This window comes from Sphingobacterium sp. BIGb0165, from assembly GCF_024810095.1.
GTDB classification, from domain to species: Bacteria; Bacteroidota; Bacteroidia; order Sphingobacteriales; family Sphingobacteriaceae; genus Sphingobacterium; species Sphingobacterium detergens.
On the sequence record NZ_JANUEB010000001.1, the window covers coordinates 1 to 17370 of the forward strand.

The following is a 17370-nucleotide window of genomic DNA, read 5'->3' on the forward strand; positions in this document are numbered from 1 at the left end:
CAAGCAAGCAAGCAAGCAAGCAAGCAAGCAAGCAAGCAAGCAAGCAAGCAAGCAAGCAAGCAAGCAAGCAAGCAAGCAAGCAAGCAAGCAAGCAAGCAAAGTGTAGTAGAAATATACAGCATTTGAAAGATGATATTTTTAGATGGACTCGATGTAGGGAAGGTTGTTGTATTGAAGAAAAAGGTGTGGATAGAATTTTATCCATACCTTTTTTTACTTGAAAACCGTAGTTTTTACTGTGTTTTATAAGTTATTTTTTTATTTATGTAACGTTTGTAAAGTATTCTATTTTAAATGATAATATGATTTAGTTTTATGAATTTGGTGTCAAGGAGTGAAAACTCTGGTAGAAGACAATTTTGACCAATGATGCGCATGGTCTATGTGGTTTTAACCCATAAGAAATGCGCTTTTGAACGCTGCAATTTTAGCATTTTTTCGCAAATGGACCTACTCATCCACGGACTTATTCTTGATTAACGTATCGTTTACAGCTATTTAATGCAGACGGTATTGGAAGGTAGGTAATGGTGTGAGGGAATTCTTTATAGCTGTTCTTTTTAGGGAGAGGCGGCTTCAGTACCTGCTGTTATAGCTATAAGATCAAAAAGAGATTGAATACTGGTTTGTTGGTGTTTTTGGTTTGTTTAAATTGCTTTATATCAATATAATTATGAAGTTTATTTGTTTCTTTTATTTATGATAAGAAATCTCAATAAAGATAGGGCGTTAAAGACTGCAGCGACAATTGGAATCCTGGGAAGGCATCCAAAATGGGGTGAAAAATATGTTATTTTGGACCTATGTCGTCCACTTTTGAGTGGCGCTTTAGTTGTCCTGGTCTGGCGTAATTTTGGATTTTGTCAGTAGGATTTTTCCTTTTATGAGGTCATCATTGAACTGGCCAACAGTCGTTTTTTGAAGCATCTCCGATAGGCTATTGCGAATACTTTTAAACTCATGATGTAGCGGACAGGGATATTGTTCGGAGCAGAACTCCAGCCCCATTCCACAGCCCACAAAAAGGTTCTCCCCATCAATTGCTTTAACCACATCTGACAAAGGGGTAGACATATCGGATGCATCCAGATAGAATCCGCCACCAGGTCCTTTCATGGAACGAATAATACCGGCACGACTTAAATTTTGCAGGATTTTTCCGAGAAAGGCCTCAGGAGAATGGATATTTTCGGCGATTTCTTTTATGCCGACGCGTTTGTTTTCTTGTGAACTCTGTGCAATAAAAAAAACTGCGCGAAGACCATATTCGCATGTTTTGGAAAAAATACCCATAATCTATTCTTGCTTTTCCACAAAGGTACAAAATCAAGAATAGCCATCCGCAATCCATGGAAAATTTACGGATGGCTATCACTGCTGCCTAGTTGAGCTGTAGGGATGCTGGTCCAAACTCTTCAAAATGAATATGTTCAGTTTGGATACCCTGGCCGATCAGATACTGAAAGTGTTTTTCTATAAAACCCGAGGGGCCGCACAAGTAGTAATTGGCTTTTTGTGGCAGATGATCCGAGTCGATTTTAGCCAGATCTACCCAGCCCGGGAGATTACCGCTGTTGCCTTCCTGGACTTCATCGTAAAACGAGAAGCATCTGATATGCTCATGTTGTGCCTCAAGTGTCCTGAGTCTGTCTTTAAATGCGTGTAAATCGCTATTTCTACAGCCATGAATCCATGTCACTGCATTTTGTCCCTTTGCCCTGATAAGTTGTTCCAGCATGGCCATCAACGGAGTCTGGCCGACTCCGCCACTGATAAACACATGCGGATGCTCATTCTCAATCAGGTTAAAGGAGCCCGTAGGTGCTGTCAATTCCAGCTGTTTTCCCTCCTGAAAGTATTGATGTAAGTAGTTACTGACCATGCCTTCCGGTTTTCCCAGGGGAGTTTCTTTTTTAACAGAAATACGAAGGTACTGACCGTTACTGGCGTCGGATAGGCTGTATTGCCGCGGCTGGTAAAGGTGAAGCTCAGGTAGATATACTCGTACACTTACATATTGACCGGCAGTATGTTTTGGAAGTTGACCGCCATCAGTAGGTGCTAAGTAAATTGACTGGATTTCCGCAGTCTCCGAAACGATTTTAACGATGTTAAAAGGTTTCCAGCCTGTCCAGCCACCTTCGTTTTGGATCATTTGGTCGTACATTTCTTTTTCGATACCGATCATCAGGTCGGCCAATTGAAAGTAGGCAACTTTCCATGCTTCGATGAGTTCATCTGTAGCAGCATCGCCCAATACCTCCTCGATGGAAGCCAATAAGTGCTTGCCAACAATCTGATAATGTTCAGGACGAATATTGGACTACTGTGTTTTTGTCCGATGTGTTTGACAGCGGATAGTAGTACACTGGGATTGTCAATATGCTCCGCATAAGCCAATACAGCAGTGGCCAATGCTGTTTGCTGTTTCGCATTTTGCTGATTCCCCATATTGAATATATGCTTGAGCTCAGGACTGTGCGTAAACATGCGTTTGTAAAAATGACTGGTTAGCGCAACACCATGCTCCTTCAAAACGGGTATAGTGCCTTTGATTAGATCTTTCTGTGTTTCGGTAATCATAATGAAATATTTAAATACCTTTTTGTCTTTTATTTTATTAAAAAAAGGAATGAAATGTGATTTTACCTCTTTTAGAGGCTGTTAATACTCCTTGATAGGGTACATTTGCAAATGACTATCGTAAGCAAAAATAGTAAAATTAAATAAAAGACAAAAATATCTTTTATTTAATTTGCTCACAAACTCGTATAACTACGTAGACTGTAATCCGGTTTTATTGTTCAAGAAGTGCTGAAAGAATTTTCAGGATGATGACACTATTTCCAGGTTTTCAGGTTACGGGCATAAAAAGTCCATTCTGGGGTATTGATCACATCTTTGTCAATATCGTACCAAGGGCTTAACGCTGCATTGTTCCAATTGTTCAATAGCTGTATTTCCTGCGCAGGCATATAGCTTTGGGCAAGTAATACAATTGTTTTGCCTTCCTTATTTTTTGCAAGATCAACGACGATAATCGCATGGCCAATGGGGGAGCCTTTCTGTACGAAAGTGTCGCCGATTTTGACAGTTGTCGCCGATTTTACATTAGGAAGCTCATCATGTAAAGAAGCCGTGTTGGCATAGGCAAAAATATACTCCATATACTTCCAATATTTTGGATACGAATAGTCTCCTTTCGCATAATCTGTATAGGTACGTGGTTTTCCATCGGAGAGAAAATTGAATTTTATATCCTGATATCTCTTTTGCTGGTAGAGGTAATCTGCCCGTAATCGCATGACTGCGTCGGCACATTGGTGCAGGTCGCGTTTGCCGATATCGAGTTTTATAACGCTATTATAGATGTTGTTTCGGGGCTTAATTTTTCCGTTATAATAACGTACCTCATGATCAATGGGGTATAATGGAAGGTTTTCGAGAAAACTACCGAAATCTTTTGACGTGTAGCTGAGTCTTTCAAAACCTGCAGGCAATAAGATTCTTGATTTGACAGTCATTCCCTTTGGATCAATAAACTGTCTCCCGTCAGGATCGCTGGTCTCCACAGTTAGGTCTTTGGATTTCGGTTGGGATACTGCTGAATTAGACTGTCCGCAGCCGATAAGAGCTTGTAAGGATAGGATGGATAATAGCAGGTATGTTGTTGTCATATCAGAGTTTTTAAGTCAGTGTTACCGATCTTACTAAGATAGTCAAAATTCGGCAGAGTGTCCAGGTTGGGGAGTTCCGTAAAATTAAGAAATTTTTAAGCTGTAGATGAGTGTTTTGGATCATTTTCTGATGTAGCTTAGCCGAAGTTAATCGCAATATTTTATGTCAGAAAAACAGATTTTTCAGACGTCGAGCAAAAAGCGTTGGTACGCTTTTTCATGGATGAGCAGGGCACTGATTATCGGAATGATCGTAGCCATCGTATGCGTTGTCTATACCCTGGGCAAGATCCAGGTGCCTCCATTCCCAACAATCAATACAAATGCACCTTTGACGGCAAAATCTACCGCAAAGTTGAAAAACTCGAAACAGTTTAAGGAGTTTACGGTCGTCAGATCGGAACTTGAAAAGATTAAACGCGACCGGGAGCTGAAACATATGAAGCATCTTGGCAATAAAAATAGGATTAACATGGGCTTTTATGTGAGTTCTTGGTCCAATGAAGTTCGTCAGCAATCTTTGTCAGACCTCAGGCGAAACATAGGACATCTGGATATGGTTGCCATGGAGTCCTTTTTTACGGTGCCCGGTCAGGATACCATTGTCGATAAAGCCGATACCGCTGCTCTGAATGTGATCCATCAATATAAACGGAAGGCAATTGCCCAAATTTCCAATTTCAGCGGCAATGACTTTGATGGACAGACTGTACGGACAATACTTTCAGATCCAGCAAAACAGCAACGTTTTATTGATGATATTTTAATCAAAATAAAGCGGAATGGTTTTTCAGGCATCAATATCGATTTTGAAAACCTTCAACTGGATGACCGTAAACCTTTAAACGATTTTATGGCGCGAATCTATCAGGTTTTTCATAGCGAAGGTTTACTGGTTTCACAGGATATTTCACCCGAAAATGATGATTATGATCCCATTTCGCTACAAAAATACAATGATTACATCATTTTAATGGCCTATGATCAGCATTCCATCGAAAGTAATGCCGGTGCGATTTCCCACCAGGCTTGGGTCGAAAAGAACCTGGATGAGCTGTGCAGTAAGGTGGATGCAGATAAAGTGATTTTGGCGTTGGCCTGTTATGGATACGATTGGCCAGCTGGAAAAGTGGGCAAGACGCTGACCTATGACAATGCGGTTATCCTGGCACATAATTACAATGCAAACATTCGGTTCGATCGGGAGTCAGCGAATCTTAATTTTAGTTACAGGGATGGCACCGGCATGCGCCATGATGTCTATTTCACGGATGCTGCCACCTACTTCAATCTGATCCGCAAAGCCGACGATTGGGGATTGGCGGGTATAGCACTTTGGCGGTTGGGAAGTGAAGATGCTCGTTTATGGTCCTTTATCTCGAGATCTTTGGATCATGATCATTTGGCCAAGGAGCCTTTTGATTTTGAAAAAATAAGCAAAATCAAGGTCGGGGGGATACAATATATCGGTGATGGTGAGATTCTGGATTTGGTGAATAGTCCCGAGCCCGGATTGGTAAAATTTGCATACAATCCGGCTAATGGTTTGATCGAGGATCAACAATATGTCAAGACGCCGAGTAATTATGTGATTAAGCGTTTTGGCGAAAGGGACAACACCGTCGTATTGACTTTTGATGATGGCCCTGATCCTACATATACACCCGAGGTTTTGGATATTTTAAAAAGAGAGCATGTTCCGGCAGCATTTTTTCTTGTGGGGGTTATGGCCGAAAAAAATATGGATCTGGTACGTAAAGAATATCAGCAGGGGCATGAGCTTGGGAATCATACTTTTTTCCATCCCGATATGTCAACAATAGGTCCCAATCGGGTAAAATTTGAGTTAAATGCAACTCGGAAGATCATTGAATGTATTACCGGGCATAGCACGATTCTGTTTCGTGCACCGTTTAATGCTGATGCAGAACCGCAGACTGTCGCTGAAATTCTTCCGGTCGCCCAGAGCCGAAAGGAAAACTACATTAATGTCGGTGAGTATATTGATCCCAATGACTGGCTTCCCGGTCGTACTGCGGATGAAATTTATAATGAAGTTGTAAAACAACGTGATAATGGTAATATTATCCTGCTGCATGATGCTGGCGGTAATCGGGAGGCTACTATTGAGGCACTACCCCGTATTATTCATTATTTCAAAGCACATGGTTATAAATTTGCGACGATCGGAGACCTTATGGGTAAGAAACGCGATGAGCTAATGCCGCCCGTGCAAAATGCATCGGATTCGGGGTTCAGCGGATCATCCAATCGACTTTTTTTAGGAACATTGTTTTACGGAAATATCTTTCTTAACCTGATTTTCTCACTAGCGATTGTATTGGCGATCTTCCGTACAGTCATGATTGCCTATCTGGCCATACGACAAAAAAGAAAAAATAGGAAGGAACAATTGGAATTGATATCGGATCCACAGGAAAAGGTCAGTATTATTATCCCAGCCTATAATGAGGAGGTGACCGTTTTGGCGACAATCAAAAGCCTGCTTCATCTCGATTACCCAGCCTATGAACTGATTTTTGTTGATGACGGATCCAAAGATAAAACCTTCGAAATTGTGAGTAAGGTCTATGGCGACCATCCAAAGGTCAGGTTGTTTACAAAACCCAACGGCGGTAAAGCCTCGGCGCTGAATTATGGCATCCAACAGTCCGATGCGGCTTTTGTACTCTGTATAGATGCAGATACGCAGTTGAAGACTGACGCTTTGCGGATGTTGATGAAGTATTTCAATAAAGATCAGGTTGCTGCTGTTGCCGGTAGTGTGAAAGTCGGTAATGTACACAATATGTTAACGCATTGGCAAGCTATCGAATATATCACTTCGCAGAATATGGATAGAAGGGCTTTTGATCTGCTCAATATGATTTCGGTCGTTCCCGGTGCAATCGGCGCTTTTCGGCGATCCGTCATTTTGGAAGTCGGTGGGTTTACAACAGATACATTGGCCGAAGACTGTGATCTGACCATGCGTATACTGAAGGCCGGTTATACCGTACGAAACTCGGCAGAAGCGGTTGCATTCACCGAAGCTCCGGATACTGTAAAAATGCTTTTCAAGCAACGCTTCCGCTGGAGTTTTGGCGTGCTGCAAAGTTTCTGGAAAAATAAGAATACCTTGTTAAACCCCCGATACGGATATTTTGGTATGGTTGGTATGCCCAATATCTTGATTTTTCAGATTATCCTGCCCTTATTTGCGCCATTGGCAGATCTATTTATGCTGTTTTCCTTGATCAGTGGCCTGTTTTCGCTAAGTGAAGTCAATGGAATCAGCTGGACAGGGCTCGCCGGTTTGTTCTCCCTGCATAATGGTTTTGGTCAGGTCATGTTTTATTACTTTTTATTTGTATTCGTGGATATTTTCTTTGCCGGGATTGCTTTTCGGATGGAAGGTGAGAAAATGAAAAATTTGATCTACCTGTTTCCACAGCGTTTTTTCTGGCGACAACTGATGTATTTTGTGCTATTCAAATCGGTCAGAAAGGCTATTAAAGGTGAATTGAATACCTGGGGTACATTGAAGCGAACTGGGGGAGTGCGGGAGGTAACGGTCAGCGAATAGGGACTAGATCTTGGTGGTACCCCATTTTCTAAGTAATTTAGAACGGGAGAATCTGTTTTCATAGTCGAGTAGGACATGATTCGCAAAAAAGGAAGATAAACATGAAAATACTTTCGGCAGCCCAGATGAGCTGGGTGGATAGACAAACAATGCAAGATGAGGGGATCAGTAGCCTTGACTTGATGGAGCGGGCAGCGACCGCTGTTTTTGAAGCAATCAAGCAGCAGCATCCAAGCTTGGAGCAGCACTCTTTTTGTATTTTTTGTGGTAAAGGTAATAATGGTGGCGATGGACTGGTGCTGGCCAGGCTCCTGGCCCAACAGCAAGCTGAGGTCAGCATTTATTTAATTGATACGCCGGATTATTCAGCGGATAACTTAGCAAACCAAAACCGGTTGCCTGCTCATCTTATCCAAAAAATCAGTACTGAAAGTCAGGTTCATATTCCAGGAGGGGCAATTGTGTTGGATTGTCTGTTTGGTTACGGATTGAAATACCCGCTGAATGAAGACTGGCGGAATCTCATTGCAGCCATCAATTATTGTGATGGACCACGCTATGCGATAGATATGCCTTCAGGTCTTTTAAGTGACGAAACTACACCCAGGGATTCAATAGTGGTGGAGGCAGATCTGGTGTATACGTTTCAGTCCCCTAAATTGGGGCTGTTAATGCCTGAGAATAGATTTAGGGTCAAAGCATTTCGCGTATTGGATATTGGGCTGAGCCCAACGGCTTTTGACCAGGCTGATACCGCTTTTCACTATGTCGATTCAGCTTTGCTCGGGTCGTTCTATCGGAAACGAAATAAATTTGATCACAAAGGAACCTTCGGGCATAGTCTGATCGTCGGAGGGAGTAAGGGCAAGATAGGCGCTGTGCAATTGGCCTTAAAGGCTGCTTTGCGTGCGGGCTGTGGTTTGGCTTCTGCTTATATACCATCCTGTGGCTATACAAGTATTCAGACTGCCGTCCCCGAAGCGATGGTAATTACTGACCCCGACGACGAGCTGATCACACAGTTTCCTGATGTGCATAGCTTTCAATCCATCGGTATCGGCATTGGTATGGGGACAGCCCAACCTACGATTGATGCTTTTAAGGTGTTTATTACGCAGAGTCTTGATACCCCTTTGGTATTAGACGCTGACGCATTGAATATTTTGGCGCAACAATCCGAACTATGGCAGTTCGTTCCGAAACAAAGTATATTGACTCCACATCCCAAAGAATTAAGTCGATTAGTGGGGACTTGGCAGAATGACTTTGAAAAGATGGATAAGGTGAAGGCCTTTGCAGCACAATACCAGTTGTACGTTTTGATCAAAGGGGCCAACAGTGCCATGGTTACACCTGAGGGAGTAATTTATTTCAATAGCACCGGCAATGTAGGAATGGCGACGGGTGGCAGCGGAGATATTTTGACAGGGATATTGACCGCTTTGATCGGTCAGGGCTATTCCTCCCGGGAAGCACTGATTATGGGAGTATACGTTCACGGAAGGGCAGCTGATATTGCGGTAACTTCGATTGGCGTTTATTCCTTATTGCCTTCAGACATTATTCGTTACCTTCCAGCGGCATTTTTAGAACTCGAAATACAGTGATGACAGATTGGTATATCGAGCAGGTATTTGCGGCTCGCACCTGGAAGCTCCGAAAGGAGGTGTTCAGTGCCAAAGGGCAACTGTCGGAGGTCATGCTTGATGGGGATTTTGAAGCGGCTCATTTCGCAGCTTATAGTGGTGACGAGGTTGTTGGTATACTTACCTTACTGTGCTCGGAAGGGGATTATGAGATTCTTTATTTTGCCGTTCACCCCGATTTTAGAAAACAGGGGGCAGGTAGCGCGCTACTTCGTTATGCACTCCAATTTGTTAAAACAGTTGAAGGTCGTAGTCTTTTTGTTCGGGCGACTTCGGAGCAGCATCATTTTTGGATACGAAATGGATTTGTCATGATGAAAGAATCAGGTAAGCCGGACCGATTGCCCTCAAGCTCGTATTGTCTACAGCGAGATGTTGAGAATAATGCAAATCATGTCCGCTACGCGTGGCGAAGTATCTAAAAACAACGATCATCAGGTACATGATGACCTTGGTTTGCTAGTAAACGATATCTTTATGCCGTCTAAATACTTGTATAATCAATACGGTCTGCGGCTGTAATCGACCGGATGACACGACATGGATTTCCAGCGGCAACGACATCTGCCGGTATATCTTTGGTCACCACCGAACCCGATCCGATCACTGCATTTCTGCCGATACGGACACCGGGGTTAACAACGACCTGACCACCGATCCATACATTATCTTCTATGACAATAGGGGCCGAAAATTCCCAGCCTTGATTTCTTGTTTCAAAATAAATCGGATGACCGGCGGTGAAAAGGCTGACATTCGGACCAAACAATACGTTTTCACCGATTGTCACCGGAGCCCCATCCAAAATGGTACAGTTGTAATTGCTGTAAAAGTTTTCACCTATTGAAATATTGTAACCGTAATCGCAACGGAATGGTGGTTCCAAAAAGAAACGGGTACCGGTCGCTTTAAATAGCTTTTGGATAATCTGTTTTCTGAATTTGATCTGTTTCGGTTCGGAGTCATTGAAACGTTTGAGCTCTTCCTTTGCATATTGTCTTTCCTTAAATAGCTGTCCATCCGTATCAATATAAGGGATGCCCGCAATCATTTTCTCCTTGGGTGATTTCATTCAGTCAATATTTTGATCTGGCGCAAATATACAGGAAGTTTTTCAGGCTCCACATGGGCGTATAAAATTTAAGGAAGCTATTTATCCGCGAAATTTACTCCTTCCGGATTAAATAACATACTCTTTACAAACAATTTGCTGTTGAAAAGCATTTAGATAATGGAACACACGAATGCTATTACCCTCACAAAAGGCTTTTATTCAAAACAATCATTTCAATGAAAATCGCTTATATCAGTACTTACCTGCCCAAAGAATGTGGGATTGCCACCTTCACCTCGGATCTGTTACATGCTGTGGCCTTACACAACCAGGATTTGATCCAGCACGTTATTGCCGTTGCGGACCGCGACTATGCTTATCCTGGAGAGGTGGTTTTCACCATAGATCAACAGCAGCAGCTTTCTTACATCGCGGCTGCAGACTACATCAACAACAATGGTTACGATTGCGTTATCCTGGAACACGAATATGGTATTTTCGGCGGAAATAGCGGTATGTATATTCTTTCGCTTATTAATGCACTTCATATTCCTTTGCTGGTCAATTTACATACCATCCTGGAAAAACCAAATGTAGATGAAAAAGCAATTTTAATTGAAATAGTCAAACGGGCTTCGATTGTTGTTGTCATGAGTAATTATGCAATTACACTGTTGAAATCTGTCTATCGGGTCAATACGGCAAAAGTTAGGCTCATCCATCATGGTGTGCCCGAATTTCATCTTAGTCAGGAGGAAGCAAAAGAGAAAAAGGGATTTTCCGGGAAAAAGATTTTACTGACTTTCGGGTTTATAGGGCGCAATAAAGGAATCGAAACAGTTATCGAGTCACTTGCTACGGTCGTTAAAAACGAACCCGATCTTATTTATTTGATCGTTGGCAAGACACACCCCAATGTGCTTGCCCATTCCGGTGAAGAATACCGTGAATACCTAAAGAGCATGGTCGATGCATACCATTTGGAAGATCATGTCCAATTTGTCAATTCTTTTGTGAGCCAGTCCGATCTAGTGACCTATCTATCTGCCTGTGATGTGTATGTCACGCCCTACGTCAATGAAGCCCAGATCACCAGTGGCACATTATCGTATGCCATTGGAGCAGGAGCAGCAGTGGTATCTACTCCATATTGGCATGCCAAGGAGTTATTGGCTGATGGTCGGGGTGTACTGGTCGAATTTAAGAATCCAGCATTAATGGCAACGACCTTGGCAGCACTATTTAGCAATCAGGAATATCGCATGACGCTGCGGGACAATGCCCGGGTCTTTGGTAAAGAAATGACCTGGCGAAATATCGGGCTCCGCTATTCCCGACTTTTGGATAAAGTAGTTCCTTCGCTTGATGGCTTTAAGGAAAACGTGACATTTTCCAAAGATGAAATGCCCAAATTCAGCTGGAAGCATATTGATCGTCTGACCAACCAGGTCGGCATACTGCAACATGCGACCTACTCACTGCCTAATTATAAGGAAGGTTATTGCCTGGACGATAATGCGCGGGCCCTACTGGTGACGCTATTGGCTCAGCCTGACTTTGCTGACAAACGTCATGATCGTCGTATCTCCACTTATTTGAGTTATATCTATTATCATCAGCGCGAAGACGGATTGTTTCATAATTTCATGAGTTTTCAGCATAATTTTCTGGATGAAGTGGGTTCTGAAGATTCTTTTGGTCGAACAGTCTGGGCTTTGGGTGTACTCCTTCGCGAAACGAAATTGACAAGTTATTATCAGTTGGGGCATGAGTTGTTTTTCAGGTCCGTACCCCATTTTAAGCAGCTGCGGTCCAACCGTGCTATTGCCTATACCATACTCGGAATTGCAGAGTACTTGCATCATCAGTCGAATGACGAAGGTATGGTCGAACTAATGCGGGAGCTGATCGGAAAGTTGATCAAAGAATATGAGGCAAGCTCGGACGACAGTTGGCAATGGTTTGAACCGGTACTGGCTTATGACAATGCCATTTTGCCCTATGCCTTATTGACGGCCTATCCATTTCTAAATGATGAGGCTGTGAAGCAATTAGGCTTGCTGACCCTTACATTCCTGGAGGGTATTACCGTTCAGAACGGAGGTCTTTCTTTGGTCGGGAATCAGGAATGGGCAAAACAGGGTAAGCATATCAGCAAATTTGGCCAGCAGCCCCTCGATGTCACGGCAATGGTATTTATGTACCGTGAGGCCTTTAGACTCACCAACAAAAAAGTATATTTTGCCCGTATGATTGCATCCTTTCGCTGGTTTTTAGGTGAGAATGACTTAAAACTAGGCCTGTATGATGAGGAGACCAAGGGATGTTGTGATGGCCTTGAATCCTATGGAATCAACCGAAATCAAGGGGCTGAAAGTACACTCTGTTTTTACCTCGCTTATATCGTGGTTTACCGCGCCTTTATTGATAGCGCTCAGGATTCAAAATAGCGAGTAGGAGTTCTTCCAGATTGATGGTTGCATACGTCGATGCATAGTCGGACATCGCGTAGGGCAAAATAAGCTGTTCGTTATGAACCAGTGCGCCACAGGAATAAATAACATTCGGTACATAGCCTTCCCGCTCTTCGTCATTGGGAGTCATCAAAGGGCTGTGCAGGCGGCCTATTTCTACATGTGGGTTGTCCAGATCCAGCAGGGCAGCGCCGAGGACATACTCTCGCATCGGTCCGACAGCATGGGTCAAAATCAGCCAGCCATATTGGGTCTCTATTGGTGATCCACAATTGCCTATCTGCACAAATTCATACGCATATTCCGGTTGTTGGATACGTATGGCGGTTTCTTGCCAGATATTAATGTTATGTGAATAAGCAATATAGTTGTTTTCACCGTCTATCCGACAGAGCATCGCGTATCGTCCATTGATTTTTCGGGGAAAGAGCGCTGCGCCTTTATTGGCGATCTCGCCATAGATCGGTTTCACTTTAAAGTGATAGAAATCCTTCGTGGTCAAAAGCTTGGGGAGGATACTAAAACCGTCGTAGGCCGTATAGGTGGCATAGTAGACACTTTCGCCCTTTTCATCTTTGAACTGCACGAAGCGGGCGTCTTCGATTCCTCTTTTTTCGGTGTCAGCAATCGGGAAGATCACACGTTCGGAAATGGAGGTGTCCAGCGAAAAGGTCATTTCATAATGCGATGAGGCCAACCAGAGTGCCTGCTGCAGAAAAGTGATGTTTTCTAGATTTTCCTCACTGTCCTGCCTGACCTCGTCAATATAACGTTTGAGTTCTTCATAAGTAAATGTTGCTGTTAATTTCTGCTCAAGTTTCGTCTTGACTTCAGTAGGTTCGGCATGAAGCTCGTTCATCTTCTTTAAGAAAGATTCTTTATGGTAACGGTGGTTTTTGACCTGAATAGGTTTATCCAACAAATTACCGATGTAATCTATGTGAATATTATTGTCCAGATCAAGTGTTCCGGCCCGAAATACAATCGAGGATACATGGCCTTCACCTGTGGCCCGAAAACTGAGTATCACCCGTTTTTCACCCTTAAAGAGCTCGGTCTGATCCGGATGTTCTACGATGGAGGGGTTAAAAAGGGCCGCCGACTCAATGGAATATTCCATCGTAAAGTAAGAGCCGATCAGCAGTTTGTCCAATTGACTGAGTTTTTCCTTTGGAAAAGGAATTTTTTCCAGTAAGTAACTCACGCGCTCAAAATTACGTTCGAAAATATTGATAATACTACGATGTCTTTTTGTGTAGCTCCGAAGAACCTGGCCAAAAACCTCTTTACGCTCGGATTCGGTCAGATCCAGTGCACGTTTGATGACCTTGATGGTACGCTCCTCACCGAGAGAGAAGAACCTTGCCAGTACCCTTTTCTTATCCGGTTTGAAATAAATGTCTTTTCGCTCTACTTTTACGGGTTTGTGCATGTCAGTATTTTTCAAGTTTACACTCTTATAAGAACGATCAGCGAAGGGATTTTGTTTTTATAAGCTTCCGATAAAGGGGGATATATTGTAAAAATGGAGTAACTTTGGCGGGTACAAATTTTTAGATATGGCGGAAAATAGTTTAGATAAATTAGAACCAAAAGCAATTTGGAAAAATTTTGCTGCTTTAAATGCTGTTCCACGGGCTTCGAAAAAAGAAGAGCGTGTGATTGCATTTATGGTAGATTTCGGAAAAAACCTGGGCTTAGCAACCAGTGTAGACGAAATAGGTAATGTGCTGATCAAGAAACCAGCAAGTGCAGGAATGGAAGATCGCAAAACTGTGGTGTTGCAATCGCACTTGGATATGGTTCACCAAAAGAATAACGATACTGTTTTTGATTTCGATAATGAAGGGATCAAAATGTATGTCGATGGTGACTGGGTAAAAGCCGAAGGAACTACTTTGGGGGCAGATAATGGGCTGGGTGTAGCTACGATCATGTCTATTTTAGAGTCGACAACAATTGTTCATCCAGCGATTGAAGCTTTGTTTACCATTGATGAAGAGACTGGAATGACCGGGGCTTTGGGATTAAAAGGTGGTGTGTTGTCAGGCGAGATCCTATTGAACCTTGATACTGAAAATGACAATGAGATAGACATCGGTTGTGCGGGTGGTATTGATGTTACGGCAACGCAATCCTATATCGCAGAAGCCTGTCCTTCAGATACCGTATCTTTTGAACTTACAGTAAAAGGGTTGCATGGCGGACATTCAGGTATGGATATCCATAAGGGCTTTGCAAATGCGAATAAGGTGATGAACCGTCTACTGTTCAAGGCAAATGAACGCTATGGCTTACGTATTGCATCGTTATTGGGTGGAAGCCTTCGTAATGCAATCCCAAGGGAGAGTGTAGCCAAGGTTGTTGTTAGCAAAGATAAATCGGCAGCTTTTGTTGAGGCTTTAACACAATTGGCTCAGGCTATCAAAATCGAGTTTGCGACGACTGAACCGGTTATGGAAATCTTGGTGGAACCAACGGATGCAGTATGGACGACAGTTGTTCCTGTCCGTGTACAGGAGAATTTAATTAATTGCGTTTATGCGGCGTTGAATGGTGTATATCGGGTGAGTGCAGATTTCGAGGATCTTGTTGAAACTTCCAATAATATCGCTAAAGTTGAGGTCGGAGCGGAGCAGATTGCAATCAAATGTTTGACCCGGTCTTCGGTTGAAACGTCCAAGTTTGATCTAGCCTATTCATTACAGGCAGCCTTTGAATTAGGCGGTTTTGATGTGGCATTCTCCGGAAATTATCCGGGATGGGCACCCAATCCAAATTCTGAAATTTTAGAGGTGCTTAAATCCATTTATACAAAACAACACGGGGAGGCCCCAGAAGTTGTGGCCTGTCACGCTGGATTGGAATGTGGTATATTGGGAACCAATTATCCCAGTATGGATATGATTTCCTTTGGTCCAACGATATTAGGGGCGCACTCACCGGCAGAACGCGCTTCGATATCTTCTGTTCAGAAATATTGGAGTTTTGTGCTCGAAATTCTAAAAGAGATTCCGCGTAAGTAAGTTGCTGTTCTCTTTTGCTGCACTAGCAACTTAGATCATCGTATCAATATACAAAGGGCTGTTTGAAAAGTTGAACTGTACTACAAAGGTTTTAAACTAAATCTGTGGGTACGGTTCAATAATTTGGACAGCCTTTTTCTTGGGATGCTTTCTCTTAGGTCGCCCTTTTTCTTTATCGCTGCGAGGATTTCCCAAACCCCGCAGATTCAGGTCGTACCCATCCCGTTTTCTTATTAATTCAATAGAGCTCCATTTTTTTTCGCGGGTCTGTCTTTTACGAGCCTGCCTTTTAAATATTAGGAGCCAACTTTATATTTTGTCCTACGCATTTAAAAAAAATCACCCTCGTTTTTTCATGGCCCCAAGTAGGTAAGTAGTTCCAACATTCGATGCTTTAAAAAAACAGCGGCTGTCGTTATAGTCGTATATGGCGATATTTTCAATTATTTTTCACTTTCCTTGCAGAAAACGAAAAATAATTGTATTTTCAGGATGAAAAAATGATTTACTAGACCAAAATTTTATTAAACCTCTCTATTGAGGGGTGGACCTAATATTGATATAATGACCATAATCCTCATTGTAATCAGCATTTGTTTGCTCATCCTATGCATTACTTATTTTAAGATTAATGCGTTTCTTTCTTTTTTATTCGTTTCTATTCTCAGCGGACTGTGTTTGGGTATTGCGCCGGATCAATTGGTCGGTACCATTGAAAAAGGTATTGCAGGGGTTATGGGAAGCCTGACCCTGATTATTGTGCTGGGCGCCATGTTGGGCAAGATTGTTGCCGAAAGTGGTGCTGCTGAAATCATCGCTGTGCAGATGGTTCGACTGATGGGGGAGAAATACCTGCAGTGGGGCCTGATGCTGACCGGTTTTGTTGTGGGCATTCCGTTGTTCTACGGGATTGGTTTCGTGCTGTTGGTACCGCTGATTTTTTCGATTTCTTATCGATACAAGCTTCCGGCCGTATATATTGGACTGCCCATGCTGGCCGCATTATCGGTCACCCATGGATTTATTCCTCCCCATCCATCACCAGTTGCGCTGGTCGCACTTTTTCATGCGGATATGGGACTGACCCTGATATATGGTATTCTGATTGCCATTCCCGCTATCATATTAGGTGGTCCTATTTTTGGCCGATCACTACGGAATATGCTCCCGAGTCAAGAATCAATCTTCCGGCAGGAAAAAACAGTCGATCAACAGGAGTACAAGCAGCCTACGGTTGGTACCAGTTTGGTCGTTGCCTTGTTACCCGTCCTATTGATTATCTTATTTACCCTTATACCTTATATATACCATACCGATGATGCCAACGTACAGCGCTGGTTGAAATTTATCGGCAGCACAACAGTGGTCATGGTCATTGCGATCGTTGTGGCCACCTACTTATTGGGATTGAAACTTGGCCGTTCGATGGTCAAAGTTATGTCGATCTATGAGTCAGCAGTCAAGGATATTGCGATGATCTTATTGATTATTGCCGGATCTGGAGTTTTCAAGCAGGTTATGGAGGATAGTGGTGTGAGCCTTTTGTTGGCCAATACCTTACAGCAACTTCCTATTTCACCTTTGTTGTTAGCCTGGTTAATTACTGCGGTCATTAGAGGTTGTGTGGGGTCAGCAACAGTTGCTGCATTGACCGCTGCGGGAGTTTTATTACCCATTGTTACAGCGGGTAAGGTTGATCCCAATCTGATGGTATTGGCAATCGGGGCGGGAAGTCTCATGTTTTCCCATGTCAACGATGCAGGCTTCTGGTTGTTTAAGGAGTATTTTGGCCTGAGCGTCAAGGATACCTTATTCTCCTGGTCGATTATGGAAGCAATTGTTTCCATCGTCGGACTTGTTGCTGTTTTGCTATTGCAAATAATTTTATATTAGCTATTATATTTTTA

At 42.9% G+C, this 17370-nt stretch carries 13 protein-coding genes; 7 read left to right on the forward strand and 6 right to left on the reverse strand.

Translation table 11 applies throughout. The annotated features are described in order from the left end of the window. On the forward strand, positions 1 to 221 hold a 221-nt coding region (locus M2408_RS00005), incomplete at its 5' end, for a hypothetical protein (RefSeq protein ID WP_259178103.1). 607 nt (positions 222 to 828) lie between these two features. On the opposite strand, the gene M2408_RS00010 is transcribed toward M2408_RS00005, so the two are convergent. The 4 genes from M2408_RS00010 to M2408_RS00025 all read right to left on the reverse strand — a co-directional run bounded on the left by M2408_RS00010 (position 829) and on the right by M2408_RS00025 (position 3677). Then, entirely contained in the window at positions 829 to 1293 is a 465-nt protein-coding gene (locus M2408_RS00010) for an Rrf2 family transcriptional regulator (protein ID WP_259178104.1), read from the reverse strand. Positions 1294 to 1381: 88 nt separating this feature from the next. After that, complete coding sequence (locus M2408_RS00015; RefSeq protein ID WP_259178106.1) at positions 1382 to 2278, reverse strand: FAD-binding oxidoreductase; 897 nt, start codon at positions 2276 to 2278, stop codon at positions 1382 to 1384. Continuing rightward, positions 2188 to 2583: a globin domain-containing protein gene (locus M2408_RS00020; protein ID WP_259178108.1), complete on the reverse strand. Its 396-nt coding sequence runs from the start codon at positions 2581 to 2583 to the stop codon at positions 2188 to 2190. The genes M2408_RS00015 and M2408_RS00020 overlap by 91 nt, the downstream gene beginning before the upstream one ends. 257 nt (positions 2584 to 2840) lie before the next feature. Further along, positions 2841 to 3677 (reverse strand): DUF4846 domain-containing protein, encoded by an 837-nt coding sequence (locus M2408_RS00025; RefSeq protein WP_259178110.1) that lies wholly within the window; start codon positions 3675 to 3677, stop codon positions 2841 to 2843. A 163-nt stretch (positions 3678 to 3840) separates the two neighbouring features. On the opposite strand from M2408_RS00025, the gene M2408_RS00030 reads away from it, so the two are divergent. The 3 genes from M2408_RS00030 to M2408_RS00040 all read left to right on the forward strand — a co-directional run bounded on the left by M2408_RS00030 (position 3841) and on the right by M2408_RS00040 (position 9331). Beyond that, complete coding sequence (locus M2408_RS00030; RefSeq protein ID WP_259178112.1) at positions 3841 to 7263, forward strand: glycosyltransferase; 3423 nt, start codon at positions 3841 to 3843, stop codon at positions 7261 to 7263. A gap of 101 nt (positions 7264 to 7364) precedes the next feature. Further along, on the forward strand, positions 7365 to 8870 hold the full coding sequence (locus M2408_RS00035) for an NAD(P)H-hydrate dehydratase (RefSeq protein WP_259178114.1): 1506 nt from the start codon (positions 7365 to 7367) through the stop codon (positions 8868 to 8870). Continuing rightward, positions 8870 to 9331 (forward strand): GNAT family N-acetyltransferase, encoded by a 462-nt coding sequence (locus M2408_RS00040; RefSeq protein WP_259178116.1) that lies wholly within the window; start codon positions 8870 to 8872, stop codon positions 9329 to 9331. The genes M2408_RS00035 and M2408_RS00040 overlap by 1 nt, the downstream gene beginning before the upstream one ends. A gap of 62 nt (positions 9332 to 9393) precedes the next feature. Here M2408_RS00040 and M2408_RS00045 read toward each other — a convergent pair whose 3' ends face one another. Beyond that, the gene (locus M2408_RS00045; protein WP_259178119.1) at positions 9394 to 9981 is read right to left on the reverse strand and encodes a sugar O-acetyltransferase; all 588 of its coding nucleotides are present in this window, start codon (positions 9979 to 9981) and stop codon (positions 9394 to 9396) included. A 218-nt stretch (positions 9982 to 10199) separates the two neighbouring features. Between M2408_RS00045 and M2408_RS00050 the strand changes: the two genes are divergently transcribed. Beyond that, entirely contained in the window at positions 10200 to 12413 is a 2214-nt protein-coding gene (locus tag M2408_RS00050; RefSeq protein ID WP_259178120.1) for a glycosyltransferase family 4 protein, read from the forward strand. On the opposite strand, the gene M2408_RS00055 is transcribed toward M2408_RS00050, so the two are convergent. Beyond that, positions 12385 to 13869, reverse strand: coding sequence for a glycoside hydrolase family 130 protein (locus tag M2408_RS00055; RefSeq protein WP_259178121.1), 1485 nt, complete (start codon positions 13867 to 13869; stop codon positions 12385 to 12387). The genes M2408_RS00050 and M2408_RS00055 overlap by 29 nt on opposite strands. A 127-nt stretch (positions 13870 to 13996) precedes the next feature. Between M2408_RS00055 and M2408_RS00060 the strand changes: the two genes are divergently transcribed. After that, positions 13997 to 15463 (forward strand): aminoacyl-histidine dipeptidase, encoded by a 1467-nt coding sequence (locus M2408_RS00060; RefSeq protein ID WP_259178122.1) that lies wholly within the window; start codon positions 13997 to 13999, stop codon positions 15461 to 15463. Positions 15464 to 16027: 564 nt separating this feature from the next. Next, the gene (locus M2408_RS00065) at positions 16028 to 17356 is read left to right on the forward strand and encodes a GntP family permease (RefSeq protein ID WP_259178123.1); all 1329 of its coding nucleotides are present in this window, start codon (positions 16028 to 16030) and stop codon (positions 17354 to 17356) included. Positions 17357 to 17370 lie beyond the last annotated feature (14 nt).

What these genes read in the sequence shown, in the direction of transcription:
- M2408_RS00050 (WP_259178120.1), top strand. Translation starts at nt 10,200, where the DNA reads ATGAAAATCGCTTATATCAGTACTTACCTGCCCAAAGAATGTGGGATT.
- M2408_RS00065 (WP_259178123.1), top strand. Translation starts at nt 16,028, where the DNA reads ATGACCATAATCCTCATTGTAATCAGCATTTGTTTGCTCATCCTATGC.
- M2408_RS00060 (WP_259178122.1), top strand. Translation starts at nt 13,997, where the DNA reads ATGGCGGAAAATAGTTTAGATAAATTAGAACCAAAAGCAATTTGGAAA.
- M2408_RS00055 (WP_259178121.1), bottom strand. Translation starts at nt 13,869, where the DNA reads ATGCACAAACCCGTAAAAGTAGAGCGAAAAGACATTTATTTCAAACCG.
- M2408_RS00025 (WP_259178110.1), bottom strand. Translation starts at nt 3,677, where the DNA reads ATGACAACAACATACCTGCTATTATCCATCCTATCCTTACAAGCTCTT.
- M2408_RS00020 (WP_259178108.1), bottom strand. Translation starts at nt 2,583, where the DNA reads ATGATTACCGAAACACAGAAAGATCTAATCAAAGGCACTATACCCGTT.
- M2408_RS00035 (WP_259178114.1), top strand. Translation starts at nt 7,365, where the DNA reads ATGAAAATACTTTCGGCAGCCCAGATGAGCTGGGTGGATAGACAAACA.
- M2408_RS00030 (WP_259178112.1), top strand. Translation starts at nt 3,841, where the DNA reads ATGTCAGAAAAACAGATTTTTCAGACGTCGAGCAAAAAGCGTTGGTAC.
- M2408_RS00010 (WP_259178104.1), bottom strand. Translation starts at nt 1,293, where the DNA reads ATGGGTATTTTTTCCAAAACATGCGAATATGGTCTTCGCGCAGTTTTT.
- M2408_RS00040 (WP_259178116.1), top strand. Translation starts at nt 8,870, where the DNA reads ATGACAGATTGGTATATCGAGCAGGTATTTGCGGCTCGCACCTGGAAG.
- M2408_RS00045 (WP_259178119.1), bottom strand. Translation starts at nt 9,981, where the DNA reads ATGAAATCACCCAAGGAGAAAATGATTGCGGGCATCCCTTATATTGAT.